Annotated in this window: 22 protein-coding genes; 8 read left to right on the top strand and 14 right to left on the bottom strand. The window is 44.1% G+C overall.

Going from position 1 to position 21,366, the window contains the following annotated elements; all coding sequences use genetic code 11:
• Positions 1-128: 128 nt before the first annotated feature.
• The 4 genes from galU to wecA form a co-directional block, all read right to left on the bottom strand.
• Positions 129-1,022 carry a UTP--glucose-1-phosphate uridylyltransferase GalU gene (gene galU, locus ACYX4N_RS16765; protein WP_474853937.1) on the bottom strand — a complete coding sequence of 298 codons (894 nt, stop codon included), beginning with the start codon at positions 1,020-1,022 and terminating at the stop codon, positions 129-131.
• Between the two features lie 296 nt (positions 1,023-1,318).
• Positions 1,319-2,191 (bottom strand): glycosyltransferase family 2 protein, encoded by an 873-nt coding sequence (locus ACYX4N_RS16770; protein ID WP_476054821.1) that lies wholly within the window; start codon positions 2,189-2,191, stop codon positions 1,319-1,321.
• On the bottom strand, positions 2,188-3,075 hold the full coding sequence (locus ACYX4N_RS16775; RefSeq protein WP_476054822.1) for a glycosyltransferase: 888 nt from the start codon (positions 3,073-3,075) through the stop codon (positions 2,188-2,190). The genes ACYX4N_RS16770 and ACYX4N_RS16775 overlap by 4 nt, the downstream gene beginning before the upstream one ends.
• 113 nt (positions 3,076-3,188) lie before the next feature.
• Positions 3,189-4,250 carry a UDP-N-acetylglucosamine--undecaprenyl-phosphate N-acetylglucosaminephosphotransferase gene (gene wecA / locus ACYX4N_RS16780; protein WP_476054824.1) on the bottom strand — a complete coding sequence of 354 codons (1,062 nt, stop codon included), beginning with the start codon at positions 4,248-4,250 and terminating at the stop codon, positions 3,189-3,191.
• A gap of 519 nt (positions 4,251-4,769) precedes the next feature.
• On the opposite strand from wecA, the gene ACYX4N_RS16785 reads away from it, so the two are divergent.
• The 8 genes from ACYX4N_RS16785 (at position 4,770) to galE (ending at position 12,756) form a co-directional block, all read left to right on the top strand.
• Positions 4,770-5,168 (top strand): hypothetical protein, encoded by a 399-nt coding sequence (locus tag ACYX4N_RS16785; protein ID WP_474853929.1) that lies wholly within the window; start codon positions 4,770-4,772, stop codon positions 5,166-5,168.
• Positions 5,169-5,172: 4 nt separating this feature from the next.
• Positions 5,173-7,002 (top strand): polysaccharide biosynthesis/export family protein, encoded by a 1,830-nt coding sequence (locus tag ACYX4N_RS16790; protein WP_476054826.1) that lies wholly within the window; start codon positions 5,173-5,175, stop codon positions 7,000-7,002.
• Between the two features lie 2 nt (positions 7,003-7,004).
• Positions 7,005-7,784 carry an ABC transporter permease gene (locus tag ACYX4N_RS16795; protein ID WP_476054827.1) on the top strand — a complete coding sequence of 260 codons (780 nt, stop codon included), beginning with the start codon at positions 7,005-7,007 and terminating at the stop codon, positions 7,782-7,784.
• Positions 7,781-8,455, top strand: a complete 675-nt coding sequence (locus ACYX4N_RS16800) for an ABC transporter ATP-binding protein (protein WP_476054829.1) — start codon at positions 7,781-7,783, stop codon at positions 8,453-8,455. Before ACYX4N_RS16795 ends, ACYX4N_RS16800 begins: the two co-directional genes overlap by 4 nt.
• A gap of 12 nt (positions 8,456-8,467) precedes the next feature.
• Positions 8,468-9,586: a KpsE/RkpR family capsule polysaccharide export protein gene (locus ACYX4N_RS16805; protein WP_476054830.1), complete on the top strand. Its 1,119-nt coding sequence runs from the start codon at positions 8,468-8,470 to the stop codon at positions 9,584-9,586.
• A 214-nt stretch (positions 9,587-9,800) separates the two neighbouring features.
• The gene (locus ACYX4N_RS16810) at positions 9,801-11,321 is read left to right on the top strand and encodes a peptide MFS transporter (protein ID WP_474808382.1); all 1,521 of its coding nucleotides are present in this window, start codon (positions 9,801-9,803) and stop codon (positions 11,319-11,321) included.
• A 113-nt stretch (positions 11,322-11,434) separates the two neighbouring features.
• Positions 11,435-11,737: a DUF6170 family protein gene (locus ACYX4N_RS16815; RefSeq protein ID WP_474808384.1), complete on the top strand. Its 303-nt coding sequence runs from the start codon at positions 11,435-11,437 to the stop codon at positions 11,735-11,737.
• On the top strand, positions 11,734-12,756 hold the full coding sequence (gene galE / locus ACYX4N_RS16820) for a UDP-glucose 4-epimerase GalE (RefSeq protein WP_334057312.1): 1,023 nt from the start codon (positions 11,734-11,736) through the stop codon (positions 12,754-12,756). Before ACYX4N_RS16815 ends, galE begins: the two co-directional genes overlap by 4 nt.
• A 190-nt stretch (positions 12,757-12,946) precedes the next feature.
• Here the strand turns inward: galE and ACYX4N_RS16825 are convergent, their stop codons facing one another.
• The 10 genes from ACYX4N_RS16825 to ccmA form a co-directional block, all read right to left on the bottom strand.
• Complete coding sequence (locus ACYX4N_RS16825; protein WP_476054832.1) at positions 12,947-13,879, bottom strand: MlaA family lipoprotein; 933 nt, start codon at positions 13,877-13,879, stop codon at positions 12,947-12,949.
• A 2-nt stretch (positions 13,880-13,881) separates the two neighbouring features.
• Positions 13,882-15,171, bottom strand: coding sequence for a c-type cytochrome biogenesis protein CcmI (ccmI, locus tag ACYX4N_RS16830; protein ID WP_474808388.1), 1,290 nt, complete (start codon positions 15,169-15,171; stop codon positions 13,882-13,884).
• Positions 15,168-15,611, bottom strand: a complete 444-nt coding sequence (locus ACYX4N_RS16835) for a cytochrome c-type biogenesis protein (protein ID WP_232091276.1) — start codon at positions 15,609-15,611, stop codon at positions 15,168-15,170. Before ACYX4N_RS16835 ends, ccmI begins: the two co-directional genes overlap by 4 nt.
• Positions 15,612-15,721: 110 nt before the next feature.
• Entirely contained in the window at positions 15,722-16,378 is a 657-nt protein-coding gene (locus ACYX4N_RS16840) for a redoxin family protein (RefSeq protein WP_474808392.1), read from the bottom strand.
• On the bottom strand, positions 16,378-18,435 hold the full coding sequence (locus ACYX4N_RS16845) for a heme lyase CcmF/NrfE family subunit (RefSeq protein ID WP_474808394.1): 2,058 nt from the start codon (positions 18,433-18,435) through the stop codon (positions 16,378-16,380). Before ACYX4N_RS16845 ends, ACYX4N_RS16840 begins: the two co-directional genes overlap by 1 nt.
• Before the next feature lie 3 nt (positions 18,436-18,438).
• Complete coding sequence (ccmE, locus tag ACYX4N_RS16850) at positions 18,439-18,933, bottom strand: cytochrome c maturation protein CcmE (RefSeq protein WP_476054833.1); 495 nt, start codon at positions 18,931-18,933, stop codon at positions 18,439-18,441.
• Between the two features lie 72 nt (positions 18,934-19,005).
• The gene (gene ccmD / locus ACYX4N_RS16855) at positions 19,006-19,215 is read right to left on the bottom strand and encodes a heme exporter protein CcmD (RefSeq protein ID WP_476054835.1); all 210 of its coding nucleotides are present in this window, start codon (positions 19,213-19,215) and stop codon (positions 19,006-19,008) included.
• A 1-nt stretch (position 19,216) separates the two neighbouring features.
• Positions 19,217-20,005: a heme ABC transporter permease gene (locus ACYX4N_RS16860; protein ID WP_334048302.1), complete on the bottom strand. Its 789-nt coding sequence runs from the start codon at positions 20,003-20,005 to the stop codon at positions 19,217-19,219.
• Positions 20,005-20,670 carry a heme exporter protein CcmB gene (ccmB, locus tag ACYX4N_RS16865; protein ID WP_474853910.1) on the bottom strand — a complete coding sequence of 222 codons (666 nt, stop codon included), beginning with the start codon at positions 20,668-20,670 and terminating at the stop codon, positions 20,005-20,007. Before ccmB ends, ACYX4N_RS16860 begins: the two co-directional genes overlap by 1 nt.
• Positions 20,670-21,293 (bottom strand): cytochrome c biogenesis heme-transporting ATPase CcmA, encoded by a 624-nt coding sequence (gene ccmA / locus ACYX4N_RS16870; protein ID WP_476054837.1) that lies wholly within the window; start codon positions 21,291-21,293, stop codon positions 20,670-20,672. Before ccmA ends, ccmB begins: the two co-directional genes overlap by 1 nt.
• Positions 21,294-21,366 lie beyond the last annotated feature (73 nt).

Consider the following 21,366-nt stretch of genomic DNA (forward strand, 5'->3'; position numbering starts at 1 on the left):
ATTAGCTTAACGGCTTTGGACAACAACTTAATGGTTTGTCTAGCAGCGTACAAAAAAAGTGGTTAAAAAACAAAAATGCGCCAATATTGGCGCATTTTGATAAGCAGTTGTACTTGAGAAATACTTTGTTATTTCACTACAGACGCTAGGTATTCTTTAAACTCATCACCTAAAGAAGGATGGCGCAATGCGTATTCCACATTAGCTTTCATGTAGCCTAGTTTGCTTCCGCAATCATGGCTCTTACCTTTCATGTAGTAAGCATCTACTTGTTCAAGCTTCATCAATGCATCAATAGCATCGGTAAGTTGAACTTCGCCGCCCGCACCTGGTGGTGTGAACTCTAGCAAATCCCAAATTTTTTCTGAAAGCACATATCTACCTACTACAGCTAGGTCTGATGGCGCTTCGTCACGAGGTGGCTTTTCAACCATTGCGTGAATTTTCGCTGAATCACCTGGAGTGATAGCTGCGCCATCTAGATCAGCAATACCAAACTTCGAAATATCTTCTTCTGGTACCTGCTCAACCATAACTTGGCTTACACGGCTGGTATTGAATTTAGCAACCATATCAGCAAGGTTATCTTTTTTCGGGTTACTCGCTGCATCATCAATAATTACGTCAGGAAGCACTACAGCAAAAGGAGCATCACCGATTAACGGGCGTGCACACAATACGGCGTGGCCTAATCCGTTAGCTACGCCTTGACGAATGTGCATGATAGTTACATCTTTCGGACAAATTGACTGAACTTCTTCTAAAAGTTGACGCTTAACACGCTTTTCAAGCGTAGCTTCAAGCTCAAATGAAGTATCAAAGTGGTTCTCGATGCTGTTCTTACTAGCGTGAGTTACTAGAATAATTTCCTTTACACCAGCCGCAACACATTCACTAACAACGTATTGAATTAGTGGCTTATCAACCACAGGCAACATCTCTTTAGGGATAGCCTTCGTTGCCGGAAGCATTCTCGTACCAAGACCTGCTACAGGAATTACCGCTTTTTTAACCTGACTCATAAGTTAATATCCTTTTTTAAAATCCTAGTTACTCGCTCAAGTCGGCGCCTTGCCGTCAGTTATTTCTTAAGCTTATCTATATTCGCTATTATACAAAAGAGTAATGCAATCGATGTTCCAATTACCCTTTTAGAGCATTTATGTCTTGAAAATGGGCATTACGGTTATTTTTCGCTCATTAATGCACAAAATTTGGGATAAATAATATCTAATGCACCAATTCAGTGAAAGAGCAGTGAGTATATTTTTCACTTTACTTACGATCCAATCGGTTAGAAGTAGCTGATTAGCGACGCTTATTTAGCCCACTTGTTTGATCGAATAGGACCGCCGTTACGCATAAAACCATCTTTTAACCCGTGAAGCATATATTGACCTCTCGCTTTTCCCTGCCCAAAGCAAAATCGATTAACAAGATACCTTACGGGTATTGCACAAACATGACGGAGCTTCCAATAAAGCGGAACGTAGCTACGTCGGGCAAGAATAAGTACGTTGCGAAACTGATAGTAGAGTCTAATGGGAGCACCTTGCTTAAACATAACACCACATACCTTCACTCTATCGTCGCCTTGACGATGAGGCATACAAGCGCTCAACGACTGGTAAATGACCATACCCTTAGCTCGCGCTCGCCAGCACCATTCATGATCGACACCATCTATGAAAAGTGCCTCTTCTTTTCCGCCCACTTTCTCAAAAGCACGACGAGAGATAAGCATGCCTGAGGCAATAATTTGTTTCACTTCCTTCAAGCTATCGGAGACCTTTTTACCCTTTTGAAGCACACCCTGATCAACACAATCAGAAAATTGACAGTAAATAGAGGGACCTATAGCGGCGATAGGCACTTCTTGCTCCAAAGTAGTAAATTGGCCTAATAATTCATTGGCAATGCTAGGTGTAAACTGGCTATCTTGGTCGAGCAGGAAAGCGTATTCAACAGCTTTATCAAAAAGCTTTTCCAAACCTATATTTTGAGCTTTAGCAATACCCAGATTGGTTCCACAATGAATGTAAGTGCAGCTAGATGTATTCAAACCTTCATTAGCATTAGCTGAATTATCAACTAGCACTAAATCCCATTCTGGAGCCGAAAAAGCCTGAATCACATTAGTAAGGTGGTCAATATCGGGGTTATAAAGTATTACGACAATCCCTGTTTTCAATGCTTACCAAACCTCTCTAACAAATGTCTGTCGAGCTTGTATGCTAATTTGACCACTTTCCCTGGCATCAATCGCAGTGATAAGACACCGCAAGCATAAAAAAAGTTATAGGGTGAAAACTGTTTTAATTTAGTGATCGCAAAGATGCGCGCTCTAAACTCATTGAGAGACTTGCTCAGCCCACGCCGCTTATAGAAGTTATTCACTCTTCTAAACTTTAATAATCTGTCCTTCAGGTTTCTAAAGATATAACCTTGTGAAGCTAGTGAAACCCAGAAAAAATAATCTTGTGTGTTAAGTAAGTCGCCATTGTATCTGTGTCCATCATGAAACACGTTGTAACGAATCACCACTGTAGGGTGATTTAGCGAGCAGCGCCTAGGTAGTATTCGGGTTATTTGTTTGTGTGAAGCAGGCATTACTCTCGCTCCGACTTTTTTCCCGCTTTCATTTATTTCAGTGAGCGCTGAGCCTAGAACCGAAATATTGCTATGCCGATTTAGGTAAGTGATTTGGCGCAAAAGTCTGTGTTCTTCGGATATATCGTCTGCGTCCATTCTCACAAAATAAGAGGGGGTATACTGCAAGCCAAAATCGATGGCAGAATTCATACTACTTGCAAGACCGATATTTTGGCTATTTTGCGCCAATATAATTCTATCGTCATTTTTTGCAGCGTGTTGAAGTACTTGAGTAATGGGCCCTGGAACCGGCCCGTCGATAACAATGATAAAGAGAAAATCGGTATAAGTTTGGCCTGTTATACTCTCGATAGCCTCTCGCAACCATTTCGCATTGTCAGCTTGATAAACGGCCATTGCGACAATCGATTCAACATGCTTCTTTTTGTTTTGGTTGTGAATGACGGAGAATTGATTTATCAAGAATTATTTACCAGCAATAAAAGTAACAGAGGAAATAAAAGCGCTTTTACGCGCTTCTTTTTCGACAGTATGTTACAGAGATTTTATGCAACCTGCTATGGGTTTTACCGAATCTAGGTCCTGACTTGCTTAATAAAGCGAAGTACGCTCCATATATGCTGAATCACAAGACTATAGACGACTAGAAGCCCAATAAAACCATAGAACATAAACGCTTCAGGTACTTGATAAACTTCGCCTAATATACCGATAAGGCAATAGCACGCGCCTAGACACAATATTGCAACCAGTGACTGCCTACTGCTTAACCCTGCTCGCATGAAAATGTTGTGAAGGTGCTGCCTGTCTGGTTTCAACATAGACTGCCCCTTGCGCGCTCGACGGTACATGATTGCAGCCATATCCATCAAGGGAAGCCCAACAAGCCACACCGCCGTTATAGGTCTAAACGCAGCCGTTTCACCTTGGGTGTGATCAACAAGTAGCCATACAATGGTGAGGCCGACAAACATACTGCCTGCATCGCCCATAAATATCTTGTTCCCTTTGAACCCTTTCCAACTCAGGTTAAACGCCAAGAAAGGAACAATAGCAGCCACAATAATAAGTGGCTCCATAATAGAGACGCCATTGCCAGTGAAAATTAAAAAACCTGCCACGGTAAGCAATATAACCAAGCTCATACCGCCTGCAAGACCATCAATGCCGTCTATCATGTTAAATGCATTGATAACACCGACAACACAAATGATGGTGAAGAAATAGCCGCCGAGGTCGAAAAGCACCTCGCCAGTGCCAAAGATATTGCCTAACGACGTAATATAATTTTGCGCGCTCCATGCCATAATGGCGGCCACGCCAAATTGACACATAAGGCGACCTTTCGCACTTAAGTCAAAGCGGTCGTCCAGCATACCAAGCAAAACTACAAAAGCAGATGCGGTAAAAAATAGCGGGTTATTTTTCATCCACACATCGGTGGCGACGCTTGCAACAAGTACAGCCATAAATATAGCCACGCCCCCTGTTAAAGGGACAATACCTGCGTGGCGCTTACGTGCTGTAGGTTGATCAACTAAACCAAACTGATGCGCTAGAGGCGTCATCACCACTAAAAGAATTAGGGCTACGAAAAATGCAGTAAAAAGCGGGACGAACTGCAAGTACGCTAGCATAAAACACACAACCTCTCGTCACCGGTTACCGAAACACGCGAGCTTTCCAGCCTGACCAATGCACTTGTAAATTTGTTTAAAAAGCTCAATATCGATTCCATATTTGTACAACTTCCATTTCTTCCAGCGCGGTGAGGGTTTATCGTTATAACTATGCGGGTCGAAAGCTGCCATATGATATAAAACATTTGTTTAAGTAACCACCCCAATCGAAAAATTATCGTTTCAAAACATTTCGTAATAGTTACAGTTTTAACTGCGCTTACCACGCACAAATATTACGCTAACTGCCACATGAAGCCGTTTCGTGACATCTCAGTTACTCGCAAATACAAAATGTAGACGTACCACAAGCGCAATTATTTCACTAACTATTAAATTTCCTACTCATTGTGAACTTTCCAATAACAATATAGTCATTTTGAAGTCTTAAAACTTAGCGCCACTGCGATAGCAAACATGCTTTTTTTGAAACTTATGTTATCCTAGCGCGAAATTGCTATATGGATATGAAAGCTAATGTTCAAACAATTCCAACGTTTAATTTTGCCGTTCGCATTAATTGTGAGCGCCGCAGGTTGTACTAACTCGCCTACAGTTACCGAAGCTGACATACCCTTGGTGCACTCTTCTCTTGCATATTCCCTAGCACCGGAAAAAGAGTCTGCAATAAATATTCCAAAAGCCAACATTTATTTCGATAAAAAAGAATCTTTTTCAATACGTTTTGGTGACTATGATTACGCAGCCACCAAACACTACATTTCAGCCACCGGCAATAAGTGTATCCGCTTTTCTTTACAAGACAGTGACTCGGTTCCGACGGGCGCGCAGCGCAAAGTAACCACTTGCCAGCGGGATGGGCGATGGAAAGTCGTTTCTCCTCTCGTAGTTTCGGCAACCGCGCAAGGTGAATAAGTTAATGAAGTTTATGGATATAAAAAACACAATCAAAACGCTTTCAGTAACAGCATGTTCAGCAGTAGTTGGCTGCCTTCTTTTGCAACCTGTTTTCGCACAAAGTGTCGAACAACTACAGCAGCTAAGAGAAAGGGCTCAACAATCGCAAAGCGGAGGCGCTGCGCAGTCAGTCTCTCCTCTTAGTATCTCGACACAGCGAACTCTGCCGGGCGCCACAGGTACTGCAAACTCGATGGGGCAATTTTCCACTCAGCCGCGAAACGGTGTAAATTTACCTGGAGAACCTACTATTGAAACGGTTTTTCCTGCCCAACCCCCTATGGAGAATCCTCCATTTGCTGCGAACCTCTTTATAGGTGGTTTTGAGTCAGAGCGCAGTTCAGGTTTAAACGACAATTATTTAGTTGCACCGGGTGATAAAATAAATATTTGGTTATGGGGCGCGGTCAATTTCTCGAGCGTAGTTACCGTCGACAACCAAGGCAATATCTTTATTCCTAACATCGGCCCTATCCGCGTTGCGAATACACCGGCAGGTAGTGTAAACCAGACAGTTACTGCAAAAATTAGGCAAGTCTACACAAACGATGTGAACGTCTACGTAAACCTACTGACATCGACACCAGTGTCTATATTTGTATCAGGGCCAGTATTGCGACCCGGTCAATACGCCGGCCTTGCTTCAGATAGTGTGCTCTATTATTTGAAACGTGCAGGCGGCATTGACTTCCAGCGCGGCAGTTTTAGGCAAATAGATGTCGTTCGCAATGGTAAGGTCGTCGCATCTGCAGACTTGTATGCCTTTTTCAGAAGTGGAAAGCTTCCAGAGGTATCCTTTAAAGACGGCGACACTATTTTAGTGCACCCAATTGGCAACACTATTGTTGTTGAAACGGGAGCTCGCAATAGCTTTACCTTTGAATTTTTGAATGAAGAGCTAAACGGTGGCGTGGTTAATTACTTTGCGCGTCCCGGAGAGTTCGCTTCTCATGCGTCTGTATCAGGTGTTCGCAATAATAAACAGTTCGCACGCTACTTAGATTTAAAAGAGTTCGCTTCTTTAGAACTAAGTGCAGGCGACACGGTAGAATACATTGCGGACCATGAGCCGCAAATATATCGAATCAATGTTGCTGGCGCCTTCGCAGGCGCATCACAAATCATGGTTGACAAAGGTGCACGCTTACTTGACGTGTTAGACCATATCGAAGCTGATACCACGCTATCTGACACGCAAAATATCTACCTACTTAGAGAAAGTGTTGCCGTCAAGCAAAAGGAAATCATTGAAGAAGGTCTACAGCGTCTTGAGAGAAGCATGTATACCGCACCTATAAGCTCGACGGGTGAAGGTGCTATACGCGCTCAAGAAGCACAGCTTGTGGCAGACTTTATTGCTCGAGCAAGGCAAGTAGAGCCCCAAGGCCGTGTTGTTGTATCTGAAAACGGCGACATAGCAAATATTTTGCTTGAACCTAATGACACCATCGTCATTCCTGAAGTGACTGACTTGATACATGTAGGCGGTGAAGTACTACTACCGCAATCTGTAGTATTTAACCCAGATGCAACTACTGAAGATTACGTAGCTTGGGCTGGCGGCTTTACTGAACGCGCTGAAGACGAGCGTATACTTATTGTTCGCAAAAATGGGAACGTTACTTTTTCTAGCGTGAACGATTCATTCCTTTCAAGCGACGAAAGCAGGCTTGAGCCAGGGGATCAGATTATCGTTCTGCCTGCAATTGATACCAAAGTACTGCAAGCTGTTAAAGATATCACCCAAATCGTTTATCAAATTGCTATTGCAGCTAACGTTGCTACTAACTAAGCATGGTAACGTTTAAAGACCAGCTCTACGCATGGAGAGGCGTGATATTCGCGCTTTTCCTGCGTGAGCTTCAAAGTAAATTTAACGATAAATTTGGCTTAGGCTGGGCATTTTTAGAGCCCTTTGCGTTTATTTTCGCGCTGTCCGCAATGAGAGGAATTGTAAGTGGTAACGAGATTCACACCATACCACTGTTTATATTTATGATGATTGGTATGGTAGGTCTTCAATCGCTCACTACATGTCTACAATCTGTGTCAACATCTATAAAGCGGAACAAACCCTTATATGCTTTCCGTCAAGTCCAACCGATAACATCCGTATTGACCGCTGGTTTTCTTGAGTTTTCAATCAAGGTTGTTGTAGTTTTATTATTAACGCTGTCTCTATTCCTGATGGATCAGACTTTTGTTATCTACGACCCTTTACTTTTATTAACTTTATTTTTACTTCTCTGGGTATTTTCAATTTCAATTGGACTGATTTTCGCTATTGCCTCAGCTTTCATTCCCGAAGTTGATAAAATTAAGTCAATTGCAACACGCCCACTCATGTTTATTTCGTGTGTATTTTTTAGTTTGCAGGACATACCTGAAGAGATGTGGCCATTTTTAACATGGAATCCGTTAGTTCACTTTATCGAATTGGCACGCTACGCTTGCTTTGAATCTTACGGCACTAAAGGCGTGTCTTTCAGTTTTGTCGTTGAAGTGACAGTGGTATTTCTTTTTCTAAGCTTGTCTATGTATCACATTACGTGGAAGAAGGTATTGTCTCGATGATAAGGATTGAGAATTTAACTAAGAGCTATCCCAGTAAAATGGGCCCTCAATATATCTTCAAAAATTTGAATTTTGATTTTCCTACGGAAAATAATGTCGCGATCTTAGGTAAAAATGGGGCGGGTAAGTCCACACTATTTCGGATGCTAGCCAAAAGCGAATATCCTGACAGAGGTCGTGTTTTAACCAACAAATCTATGTCCTGGCCAGTTGCGCTACAAACCGGCGTTCATGCTCAAATGACGGGGCGTGAGAATACGCGCTTCGTGGGGAGAATTAATAACGTCAAGTCGCTCGCAGAATACGAAGAAAAAGTGCAAGAATTTGCCGAACTCGGCGCACGTTTCGACCTCCCTGTAAAAAATTACTCTTCAGGCATGCGGGCCAAACTCGTATTTGCGTGCTGCATGAATATTAATTTCGATATTTACCTTATCGATGAAGCGACATCAGTAGGCGATCCGCTTTTCAGAAAAAAAGCGCGTTTATCGCTTAAGGAAAAAAGCGAGCAAGCCGGCGTTATTATGGTAAGCCATGAACTTGACCAAATCCGCGAATTCTGTACTTCTGCCGTCATCATTGACGATGGAAAACTCACTTATTATCACGATCTCGAAGAAGGCATCGACGTTTATACGCAGGATGCAGACAATAAGAAATCACTTAAATAGGTTCAAATCACAGTGGAAAAATCTCTTACACAGCTCAATGCCCTTCTAAGTAAACACAAAATGCTGTTGCTTGTACTTCCATGGGTACTGTATGCCGCATACCTTGTTCTATGGGCGGCACCACAATACGAAAGTAAAAGCCAACTTATCGTTAAATCAAGCGATGGCGGCAGCAGCTTTGACCCATCTTCCCTATTGATGGCTGCTGGTGTTTCTGGTGCATCAGGCGGCACAGAAAGTCAGCTTGTAGAAGCTTATATTCAATCTGCCGATATGATTAAGTATCTAGATGAGACTATTGGCCTTCGAGAGCATTACATGTCAGACAAAGCTGATATGTTTAGCGGCCTGTCGTCTTCTCATAAGCAAGAAGACTTTTACCAGTTTTACTTAAATCATATTGAAGTAAGCGTCGATTCAGCGTCTTCTGTAATCAGCCTGCGTACCCGTGCCTTTGATGCGGAATATGCGCAAATAATCAACCAGGCTATTGTTGATAAGGCAGAAGAGTTTATCAACAACATCAATAACAACTTGGCGAAATCAAAACTCACTTTTGCTAAAGGTGAACATGAAATCGTTGAACAAAAGCTTCAGCAAGCAAAGACTGAAATTTTAGGTTTTCAATCTAAATACAACGTGCTTGACCCTACTGCTGAAGGCGCAGCGTTTCAGCAAATTGCTTTTTCATTAGAGGCAACCCTTGCCCAGAAAAAAGCTGAGCTAAGTACCATGTCGACCATGATGTCTAATGTCGCACCTGAAGTGATTAACATTAAGCGTGAAATAGCTGCACTTCAAAAAGAAGTAGAAAAGCAGAAAGAGCGAATCAGTACTGCTGAAGGTGAAAGCGAGGCACTGTCAGTGAGTGAGCTTATGGCACAATACAGTAACCTGCAGGTTCAGCTTCAGCTTTCTATTCAAGCGTATTCTTCATCGCTTATCACCCTTGAGAATGCGCGCGTAGAGGCATATCAAAAACTGCAACACTTGGTCACGGTAGAATCGCCTACCCTTCCAGACGATAATGCTTACCCAACGGTTATCTATAACCTGGTTCTTTTCGGTGTGTCATTGCTGCTTATTTACGGAATTGTAAGAATTGTAGTGGCGACCATCCGCGAACTTTAGGGACTCCCTTTCAGCAAACCCTTTTGTCAATTGGCTAAGTCGATTAAGACTTGGTCAATTGACACCGCTTTAATGTAGTTTGTCGCCCAAATCTTGTGTCTTTAAGCAAGCTCTAGTATAAGAAGCTATCCGCCTTACGGACTACTATCAAAGAGCCTATCCTATAAGTGCTCTACAATAACAACCATAAGCAATATGGAATTAAAATATAATTATGAAACCATCTAACGATACTAGCTTTTTCGGCCATCCAGGGGGCCTAAGAACGCTATTCTTTACAGAAATGTGGGAGCGCATGAGTTATTACGGAATGCGCGCGCTACTTGTTCTTTTCATGACAGCAAGCTTACAAACCCAAGGGTTAGGTTTTACCGTTGCAACGGCTGGCGCTATCTACGGCCTATACACTGGCGCGGTATACTTTTTAGGGTTGCCAGGTGGTTGGCTAGCTGACCGCTTGATCGGTGGTAAAAGCGCTGTATGGTACGGCGGCATTATCATTTTCGCCGGTCACGTAGTGCTTGCGATAGACTTACAAAATTTATTCTTTGTCGGCCTAATTCTTGTCGCTTCAGGCACAGGCTTACTTAAACCCAATATTTCAGCCATGGTTGGTCAGCAATATGGTGAGGATGATGGCCGTCGTGACAGCGGCTATGCGCTGTATTACATGGGTATTAACATTGGCTCTCTTATCGCCTACCTAGTGACTGGTTATTTACAGGAAAATTGGGGCTGGCACTATGCATTCGGTGCAGCTGCTATTGGTATGGCTATTGGCCTAATTCAATATTACTTCAGTAACCGTTCGTTATCGGCTGACTCTGTTGCGCCTGCCAACCCATATCAAGGTGCCGCTAAACAGCGTGCATGGATGAGCGTATGGGCAGTAGTTGCACTCGCAGTTGTTGTCATTGTACTTGCGCACATGGGTACCATCGTTATTGAGCCTGTTGCCCTTGCTCAACAGGTTGCCGTTGCCTTTACGGTCATCTTCTTCCTTTATTTCGGCTTTATTTATTTTAAAGGCCAACTAAGCGACAACGAGAAGAAGCGCATGTGGGCGCTGTTTTTAGTGTGTGTAGCGTCTGCGTGCTTCTGGTCTGGTTTTGAGCAAGCAGGCTCTTCGTTAAACCTATTCGCTCAGAACTATACCGACCGTGTACTTGAAAGCGGTTCGCTTATTACGTCCCTATTCGGAATGGATGCAATTCCAACCGTATGGTTCCAGCTTTCAAACTCGCTATTCATCATCATTTTGTCGCCTTTCTTCGCCGCCCTCTGGATTAACCTTGCGAAGCGAATGATAGACCCGTCGTACACTATTAAGTGTGCTATCGGTATCGTTATTATGGCATCGGGCTTCTTGGTAATGTTTATGGCGTCACAATACGCAGCACAAGGCCTTAAAGTTGCGCCTATGTGGCTGGTTACTACTTACTTCTTGCACACGGTTGGTGAGCTTTGCCTAAGCCCAGTTGCACTAAGCGCCGTAAGTAAACTATCGCCTAAACGTTTTGCAGGGCAAATGATGGGGGTGTTTGTACTAACCTACTCTATCGGTAACATTATTGCTGGCCTGCTTTCTGGTAACTTTGATCCAGAGAAGGTTGAGCAGATGCCAGACCTGTATCTTCAAATTGCCCTATTTAGTATTGCCATTGCTATTGTGATTGGCTTAATGAGCTTTAAGTCTCGTTTCTGGGAAAAAGCAGGTATTGAAGAAAAAGCGTAATTTGTTGTTAGCATGTTTTAAGTGCTGACCAATTACCCTACAATAACCGCCGCAACGTAACGTTCCGGCGGTTTTTTATTTAAGGTTTCGAAATAAAGGCTTAGAGCAAACCTATGAAGTTTTATTTTTCTACGAGAGACATTCCTGCCTTACAAGGTCTTCCTTTAACAGAGCGCGTTAAGTTGCTCGACAAGGCAGCTAAACGGCTTACGGTTCCAGAAAAGACCTTACTGAATGTTCTAAAGCTACTTGTTATCGTGCCTGTGTTTGCTCTTATTCTTCAAACCGCATCAAATTGGACCTCGTTACTCTGGGCTTTTGTGGTATTTTTAGTTTATCCATTGGTTATAAAACCTATTCAATATTCCATATGCGCTAAATACATTGCGCAACCGTCTAGCAAGGAGAATGCATGAAGACCATCCTAGTCACTGGTGGTGCCGGCTATATAGGTAGCCACACAGTTCTACAGTTACTTGAACAAAACTACGGCGTTGTCGTACTGGACAACCTAGCCAATTCAAGTGCTGAGTCGTTGCGTCGCGTAGAAACACTGACAGGCAAGTCAGTGACATTTGTTCAAGGCGATATTCGCGACACTGCAGTCTTAGATGACATCTTCAGCGAGCATAATATTTTTGCCGTCATTCATTTTGCAGGGTTAAAAGCCGTAGGCGAATCTGTGCAAAAGCCCCTTTCGTATTACGAAAACAACGTGTACGGCACGTTGACGCTATGTAAAGCCATGCAGAAGCACAATGTAAAGAATATTGTATTTAGCTCCTCTGCTACGGTTTACGGCGACCCAGCATCGCTACCGCTACGCGAAGACATGGCTACAGGCCAACCGACAAACCCTTACGGTATGTCTAAGCTAATGGTTGAACATATGCTTAGCGATCTTTACGTATCGGACAACGAATGGAACATAGTATTACTTCGCTACTTTAACCCAGTTGGCGCGCATGAGTCTGGCCAAATTGGTGAAGACCCTAATGGCATTCCAAACAACTTAATGCCTTATATCTCTCAGGTAGCCACCGGTAAGCTAGAGCAGCTAAGCGTATTTGGTGATGATTACGATACTGTTGATGGCACTGGCGTTCGCGACTACATCCATGTTGTAGATCTTGCAAACGGTCACTTAAAAGCGCTCGATCGACTTAACCTAAATATGGGGCTAGATAAATACAATCTAGGTACGGGTCAAGGCTATTCAGTCATCGAAATGATTAAAGCTTTCGAAAAAGGTTCGGGTAAAACTGTATCTTATAAGATTGCCCCGCGTAGAAGCGGCGATGTGGCAGCCTGTTATGCCGACCCAACGAAAGCGGCCACAGAACTTAACTGGCATGCTGAAAAAGGCTTAGAAGACATGTGCGCAGACACATGGAACTGGCAGTCGCAAAACCCTATGGGCTATCCAAAGGACTAGTTTGTCGTTTGAACGCTGCTAATAAGCTTGTTCACATACCAATAATAACAAAGCCATGCTGTTGAGCATGGCTTTTTTGTTTGAGCATTATAGCTAGGATGACGTTGAAGTTGAGGTTGAGATTAGATAATACTAAATAACCCCTTCCCCCGAATTTTACCCGAATTCGTCCTATTTATTACTCTACTCTCTAATTGCCGTCTTTCGACTTCGAGTCTTTTTCTTTTAGCTTAGCTTTTTCACTGTCATCAGCTGACGCATCTTCTGAATCTGTAGGCTCGTCGACAGCTTCCTCTGACGCTTCTTCATAGCTATCAAAGTCATTGCCTTCCAGCATTGCTTCAAAATCAGCAAAGTCGTCTAGCTGCTCATCATCAATAGCTTTATCGCCGCTTTTTCCGTCGGTAACGCGAAACTCCAAGTTTTCAAAGTAAGCATTTTTCACAAAAGCATAGTCATCAACTGACTGCTCTAGCTGCGCCTCTTGATCAAGTAATTGCGCTCTTGTTTCCAGTACCGAAATACCAATGCGCGCTAAGTTTACGGAACCTTCGAGTAACGACATTGGAAACGCAAAACCGTCAACATAATCACCGGTAAAGCTTCGCGGATCGCTTGGGCCTAAAAAGGGCAGCATTAAGAAAGGCCCTGTATCAACACCCCACACAGCCAGAGTTTCACCAAACTGCTCGCGTTTACGCTCAATGCCAATTTTTGACGCGACATCAAAGGTGCCAACTAACCCTACTGTGGTGTTAATTAAAAAGCGAGCCAAGCTATCTAAGCCATCATCAACCTTGCCTTGAAACATATTATTCAAAAAGTTTGCAGGCTCTTGTAGGTTATCCGTGATGTTCACCAAACCAGTTCGTGCAGGCTGAGGCATCACGGTAACGTAGGTAACTGTGATAGGGCGTAAAATATAGGCATCCAATACATCCCAGTTGAAGTCCCAAATCTCTCGGTTAACCGGTTCAAGCGGATCTCGTGGGTCTGATGTATCTACTACAGCAGTATTTGACTTAGCCTCCTGCGATTGAGACTGCGCATCATTGGTCGCACAGCCTCCTAGAAAACCTGCGGCAATAATCAACCCGGTCGCGAGTGATTTAGACAAGTCCATACTTATAATTCCTTATCAATAATAATGCTTAGTGAAGATAGCTGATTGGCAGTAACGCTTGCGTTTACACTTCCCTGCCACTCTCCCTCAGCTACCGCAACATTGCCATCTTCCGATAGCCTTGCGGTAACCACTACATCAGAAAGCGCAGCAAGTGTAAATTGTGGCATCATAGCGTTTTCGGTAGATAATGTTACAGAAACCGGAAAGTCATCTATTGGCAACTTAACCACTGCAGCAGGCATTCTATTATCTGAGTTGGCATCTTGAGCAAACACAATTAAAAAGCCTTCTTTAGGCGCGCTTGCTTCAGCGTTATCGGACAAATTAACGGTGATGGCAAAACCTGTAAGGGCTTGCTCGTTATCGCCTTGTATATCCGTCTCATCCGTAGGTTCTGCATCCGAGCGTTGTAACGCTACCATTTCGGTGGTATTTCCCTCAAGCTCTCTTATACGCGCAACTAAACGCTGGGCCATATCGCTATCTGCTGGCAGTTTACCTTCAACTTGCTGATAAAAACGGCGAGTATTATTAAGATCACCAAGTTGAGCCGACACCACTGCCATCATAAGCGCGAGATTATCATTCTCAGGGTTATCATTAAGCAAGCCTAATAAGATAGATTGCGCACGTTCCAAGTTATTTACATCACCCGTGGTCATTAAAGCCTGAGCAAGTGTAATACGGTTAGCTGAATTAGAAGGTGCCAAGCTCACAGCTTTATCAATAGCCTCAATAGCCTGCACTTCTTGCCCAACACTCAGCATCAATCTGCCAAAATACATCCAGCCTGTATCGTCTTCGGGCTCTTCTCGCAAACGCTGGCGTATAGCTAAGGCAAGGCTTGCGATATCTTGCTGAGTCAAATTGTTCGCGTTACCGCTGGCAAGTTGCTGACTCAGCTCGGGTAGCGCTTCAATAGACTGCTGGGCTTTCGCAACACGTTCCATCTGGTTAACTTGCGAATACACAATTGCTCCACATAACACAGCAAGTAGACCACCTATTGCCAGTGGCAATTTAGCGTTACCGGTTTTGTTTTGGTGAAATGCACTTTCATCCACTAGCGCCAGTTTAAGTTCATCAACCGCCTGACGCTTGTCGTGCTCACTAATAAGCCCTTCTTGCACCTCGCGGTCAAGTTCAGCAAGGCGCTGCTTAACAATTTGCGTATTGCTTAAACTGTCTTGTTTTGCGTGATTTTTATTGCGAAGCCATGGAAAAGCAACAATTAAAAGAACAAGCGTGATTAAGCCTGAAACAATAATATAAAACTCAGACCAACTCATTCTTTCTCTTGCTCCAACATTTTGTCTGCTTTGGCTAACTTAGCGGCCATATCTTCAGGTGGCGTTACCGATTTCCGGCGAATTACAACCAACAAGGCAATGAATATAAACAATACGGGGCCAGCCCAAAGCCACAGTGTCGCAGCCGTAACAGGCGGTTGGTAATGGACAAAGTCGCCATAGCGCGACTTCATAAATTCAATGACTTCCTGCTCTGTTTTGCCCTGTTTGAGTAAGGTGTATACTTTTCGGCGCATGTCGTGGGCAATCATGGCGTCGCTATCGGCAATATTCTGGTTTTGACACATAGGACAACGCAGTTCAGCGGTAAGTTTTAAAAAGCTCTCACGTTGTGCTGAAGTGTCAAAGGTAAATTTATCTTCAGCGGCGTGTACCGAGAAAGCGCCAACTATCAGCAAAAGGGCAAAAAACCTAGTCACTAGCGTTTTAAAAACGGAAAAGTTGATAGTTATATTGTGAGCAACATGCACATCTTTACCAACCTTATAGGCTTCACAAGGTATATGGGTAGCATTTCTAGCTAACATCCTCACTCACCTCCTTGAACACGTTGGCCATCACTCATCACAGCATCAACGTCCACTTTCCTATCTTCACTTACTTTGCCAGACGCTTCGGCAACTAGCTTATTGTAAAGCGGACCAATTTTTGAATTCCACACGCGCTCATTAATATCGCCTATGTGATGCATACGTATAATGCCTTCAGCATCAATCACAAAGTGCTCTGGTGCACCAGTAACGCCAAGATCAAGGGAAGTATCGCGATAAACATCAAAGATATTGTATGCGTAAGGGTTGCCATAGCGGCTGAGCATGTCGGTGACTTCTTGCTGAACGCGACTAAGTGTTTTTGTGCCAAAATCCGGGTCTAAATCCTGGTCGAAATACAACCCCACAATGTGAACATTTTGCTCATTCTTAAGCTGGGTAAGATACGGCATTTCGACAGCGCAAGTCACACACCATACACCCCATACATTCAAGATAGTCACCTTCCCTTTTAAATCTTCTGGGGTATAGGTTACATCTGGCTGCATAAGATCTGGCAGTGAGAAAGCAGGTAATGTTTTATCTTGAACTTGAGAGTCTAGCTCTCTAGGGTCAGAAAAAAGCCCTTTGAATAAGAAAACAACCAGCAAAGAAAACAACACTAATGGAATGGCAACAAGTGGAGCTTTTTTCATTACGCGTCTCCTTTCACTGAAGTATTTGAAACAACGGATGCTTGCTCATTGCCTGTCGATGAGTTCACGTCATTATTGCCACCAAATACTCGCTTTATCTTTTTCACCTTAGCCATACGGTAACGCTTGTCGCTAATGGAGAAAATGCCGCCTATCGCCATTACTACCGCACCCGCCCATAGCCAGATAACAAACGGTTTAATGTAAATACGAATAGCCCAAGCACCGTTATCTAACGGTTCACCCATAGCAATAAATAAGTCTCGTGCTAGGTTTGAATGGATAGCCGCTTCTGTCATTGGCATGCGCTGAACAATATACAAACGTTTCTCAGGCTCTAAATGCGCGATTAATTCGCCGTTTTTATAAACGTCGAATACGCCCTTGTCCGCTTCAAAGTTCGGGCCCTGTACTTTACGTACGTCTTTAAAGTTAAAATCATAACCACCTAGAGAAACGGTATCGCCAATGTCCATGCGAACATCCCGCTCCATTTCGTAGTTTGAAACAAGGGTAATACCGATAATGCAGATAGCAAAGCCAACGTGGCCCAACACCATGCCCCAGTGGCTTGGTGTAAGTTTGCGAAGTTTAGATAGTACCGATGCATTATCAGAGCTATTTGAAGGCATAGCTGATAAACGCTGCATGACTTCTTGCACTGTGGTGACGAGGATCCAAAACACTAAGACCATGCCCAACACGCCCATGTAAGTTGGCTCGTCGTAGGCAAAGTTCACTAGTACACCTGCGCTTAGCGCAATTCCACCTGCAACTAACAGTTGTTTTTGCAGTTCACTGGCTTTTTGCTGCTTCCAACGCGTTAGCGGACCAAGCCCTAGCATCAAGACAAAGGGCACAATCAACAAGGTGAACATTTGGTTAAAGAACGGCGCGCCTACAGAAATACTGCCTAAGCCTAATTCTTTGTGAACAAGAGGCAGTAGCGTACCGAGAAGAACAACTAATGTTGCTGCACATAAAAAGACATTGTTGCCCATTAACAGCACTTCTCGAGAAAAGGCTTGGTAGCGTCCAGGGCTTTTAAGCGAAGCCGCACGCATGGCATAAAGCAGCAATCCAAAACCGCTAAGTACAATCAATATGCCTAAGATGAACAAGCCTCGAGTAGGATCGCTTGCAAAAGAGTGCACCGAAACGATGACCCCAGAACGTACTAAGAAGGTACCTAATAAACTTAAACTAAATGCGGCAATTGCAAGTAGCACTGTCCATGATTTAAACGCCTTTCGCTTTTCGGTCACGGCTAGCGAGTGCATCAGGGCCGTACCTACCAACCAAGGCATAAACGAGGCATTTTCTACTGGGTCCCAGAACCACCAGCCGCCCCAGCCAAGTTCGTAATACGCCCACCAGCTACCTAGTGCAATGCCTACAGTCAGAAACGCCCAGGCAGAGATAACCCAAGGCCTTGACCAACGCGCCCAGGTTGAATCTAACTGACCCGAGATAAGCGCCGAGATAGCAAACGCGAAAGCGACAGAAAAGCCTACATAGCCCATATAAAGCATAGGCGGGTGAATGATCATACCAAAATCTTGCAGCAGCGGATTCAGATCTCGTCCGTCAACTGGGAAAAACGGCAGCATGCTGTTAAAAGGGTTTGAGGTAAGCAGCATAAATAAGTAAAAACCAATGCCTACCATGCCTAATACCGACAGTACTCTAGCGACCATAGCAAGAGGTATTCCCTTGCTGAATATCGCAACAGCCACTGTCCAGATTGAAAGCATCAATACCCACAGTAGGAAAGAGCCCTCATGACCGCCCCATACAGCGGTAATCTTATAATAAATAGGAAGCCGGCTATTTGAATGCTGCGCAACGTAAGCCACACTGAAATCATCGGTTACGAACGCATAGGTCAAGCACACATAGGCAATAAGCGTAAACGTAAACAAGCCAATGGCTAACGGTTTGGCGGTAGCCATTAACGTTTCATGCTGACGATGCGCCCCCCATAGAGGATAAACGGCTAATAAAATAGACAATACCAATGCTAACGTTAGCGCTATATTTCCAATCTCAGGCACCATAAATTATTTGCCTCCAGTGCCGTTAGACGACTCGTATGAAGGCATGTTTTCAGGTTTAACGTGCTTAATGCCTTTCATTTTTTCTGCGAGTTCAGGCGGCATGTATTCTTCATCGTGCTTCGCCAGCACTTCCTGCGCTTTAATGTTGCTCGCGCCAGTGAGTACACCCGTTGCTACAATGCCCTGACCTTCGCGGAACAAATCAGGAAGGATACCGGTATAAGTCACGGTAACCGTTGGGCCCGTATCGATAAGATCAAAGCTCACAGCTAAGCTTTCTTGATCCCTTTTCACACTACCAGGTACCACCATACCGCCTATACGAAGACGCTGGCCAACCTGCGGTTTCTGGCCGTTTTTACCTTCAATGATTTCGCTGGGCGTATAAAAAAGGTCAATACTGTCGTTTAGAGCGTAAAGCATCAATCCAATTGCACTTACTATTAAAAAACCGATAATTCCTACTACGGTCAATCGCTGCTTTCGTCTCGGGTTCATGCAACTCTCACTTCGAAAAAACTAATAAACGATAAAAACGCAAACAAATGCCAAGTCAACTTTAACGTTAAACTAGGCGCTGTCTTGCTGTTGCTGTCGCGCTTTTTTAATGCGCGCTTTGCGTTCTTTTTCCACCACTACCTGCTTTAAAAGGTCGCGATGTTTAATAAAACTTTGTACGGCGATTATGGCCATTGCCACAAAAGTAACGCCAAACGACAGCCATACGTAAAACGCATAGCCACCCATAGCTAAAAAATCGGCAAAGGACTCAAACTGCATCTTAATTGCCCTCTTTCTCAAATGTACTTGCCGTATCGCTTTGATGCTTTGACATTGCTTTCATTGCCAACGCTTGTACCCAAGGCCTGTGCATTTCTCGTAATACAATCTCGTTGCGTAGACGCACTGTGGTTACAGCACCAATAAAGAAAGCAAACCCCAGTAAGTTAATTAAGAGCGGCCACAACATTTCAGGCGCAATCGAAGGGTTGTCAAATTTACTGATTGTTGCGCCTTGATGTAACGTGTTCCACCACTCTACTGAGTAATGAATAATGGGGATATTTACAACACCAACAAGAGCCATTACGCCTGCGGCTTTACCCGCCTGCTGTTTGTCTTCAAATGCACCGTAAAGGGCTATAACCCCCATATACAAGAAAAGCAGAATAAGCTCTGACGTCAGTCGCGCATCCCACACCCACCAAGCGCCCCACATAGGTTTACCCCAAGCGGCGCCAGTGAAAAGAGCGATAAAGGTCATTACTGCGCCGATAGGCGCCATGGCAATCATGCTCATATAAGCAGTACGCCACTGCCAAACCATACCCACTAGGGCTGCAATTGCCATAGCAACATAAGTTCCCATAGACAAAATGGCGCTAGGCACGTGAATGTAAATAATACGAAACGAATCACCTTGCTGATAATCTTGGGGTGCAAAGGCAAGCCCCCATACAGTGCCTATACTCAAACACACTAAAGCACCAACCCAAAACCAAGGCTGTAAAGTTAAACAAAGCTGGTACGCACGCTCTGTTTTTGCGTAGGGGTGTAACCACTTCCACATTAGTTTTGACTCACTTTTAAAGAATACGCGATGGCAAACGGTGCCAATGCCGCAGCCAATAAAAGCATGGCGGCAATAATAGCAAGTTGCGCATGATAAGGTAATTGCAGTGCGGCAGAATCCACAGCCGACGTGGCAAATATCAGTAAAGGAATAAAGACAGGGATAAGTAACAGTGCTAAAAGTACCCCGCCTTTTTGCAATCCAACGGTAAGTCCTACCGCAATGGCACCAATTAGAGAAAGTAGCGGCGTACCCAGCAGCAAAGTTAAAACAAGCGCAATATACATATCGACTGTTAAATTCAAAAACATCGCTAATAACGGGGAAAGCAAAAATAAGGGCACGAAACTAACCAGCCAATGTACGGTCACTTTCACCGCGCTTACCGCTGGCAACGCCATGCCAGAAAGCATGTACTGCTCTAACGAACCGTCTTGAAAGTCATCGCGAAACAGCCTTTCCATCGCCATGAGCGAAGATAAAATTGCCGCAATCCAAATTACCCCTGGCCCAATGCGCTGCAGGGTATCGGGAGACGGACTAACGCCTAACGGAAACAAAGTCACTACCATGGTTAAAAACATCAGTGGTTGCACCAATTCCGCTTTTTGCTTGAACGCAATCTGCATGTCGCGCTTAAAAATACCTTGATAAAGTGACATTAGAAGCGGTACTCCAAGTCGAATACACGGTGTTCCCCAGCGGTTTCTGAAAGGGGTTGATGCGAAGTAGTAATGATGAGACCGCCGCGACCTACGTGCTCTTTCATGCTAGTTTCAAGCATGTGCACTCCTTTTACATCAAGTGCTGTAAAGGGTTCATCTAATATCCACACCTTTGCTGGCTTAAGCCATATTCTTGATAGCGCTACACGACGTTGCTGACCTGCCGACAAATACCTAACAGGCACGTCTTCAAGACCAACTAACCCAACTTTTTCTAATACGTCATATATTGTGTTAACTGGCACCGACACCTTGTGCTGAGCTAACCAGAACGACAGGTTATCTAATGCCGAAAGGCTTCCATTAGTGCCGCTTTTGTGACCTAGATAAAGGAGCTCATGGTAATAGCCTGACTTCTCCTTAGATACGTCTGTTCCTTGATAAAAAACGGTACCTAAGTCAGGTGAGCTCAGCCCTGTGAGAATGCGTAGCAAGCTGGTCTTCCCTGCGCCATTAGGTCCACGCAAATACAGCAATTCACCAGCACTAACGGCAAGTGAAAGACCTTCAAAAAGGGTCCTGTCTCGTTTGCTGCATGTTAACCCGCGCGCCTCTAACACTGCCTAGCTACTCCAACGTTCAGAAGAGGTTATAAAAAATGGCGCTAGTCTACCACACGAACGCTTTTTCGCA

Source organism: Alteromonas sp. ABH4_452, from assembly GCF_056311825.1.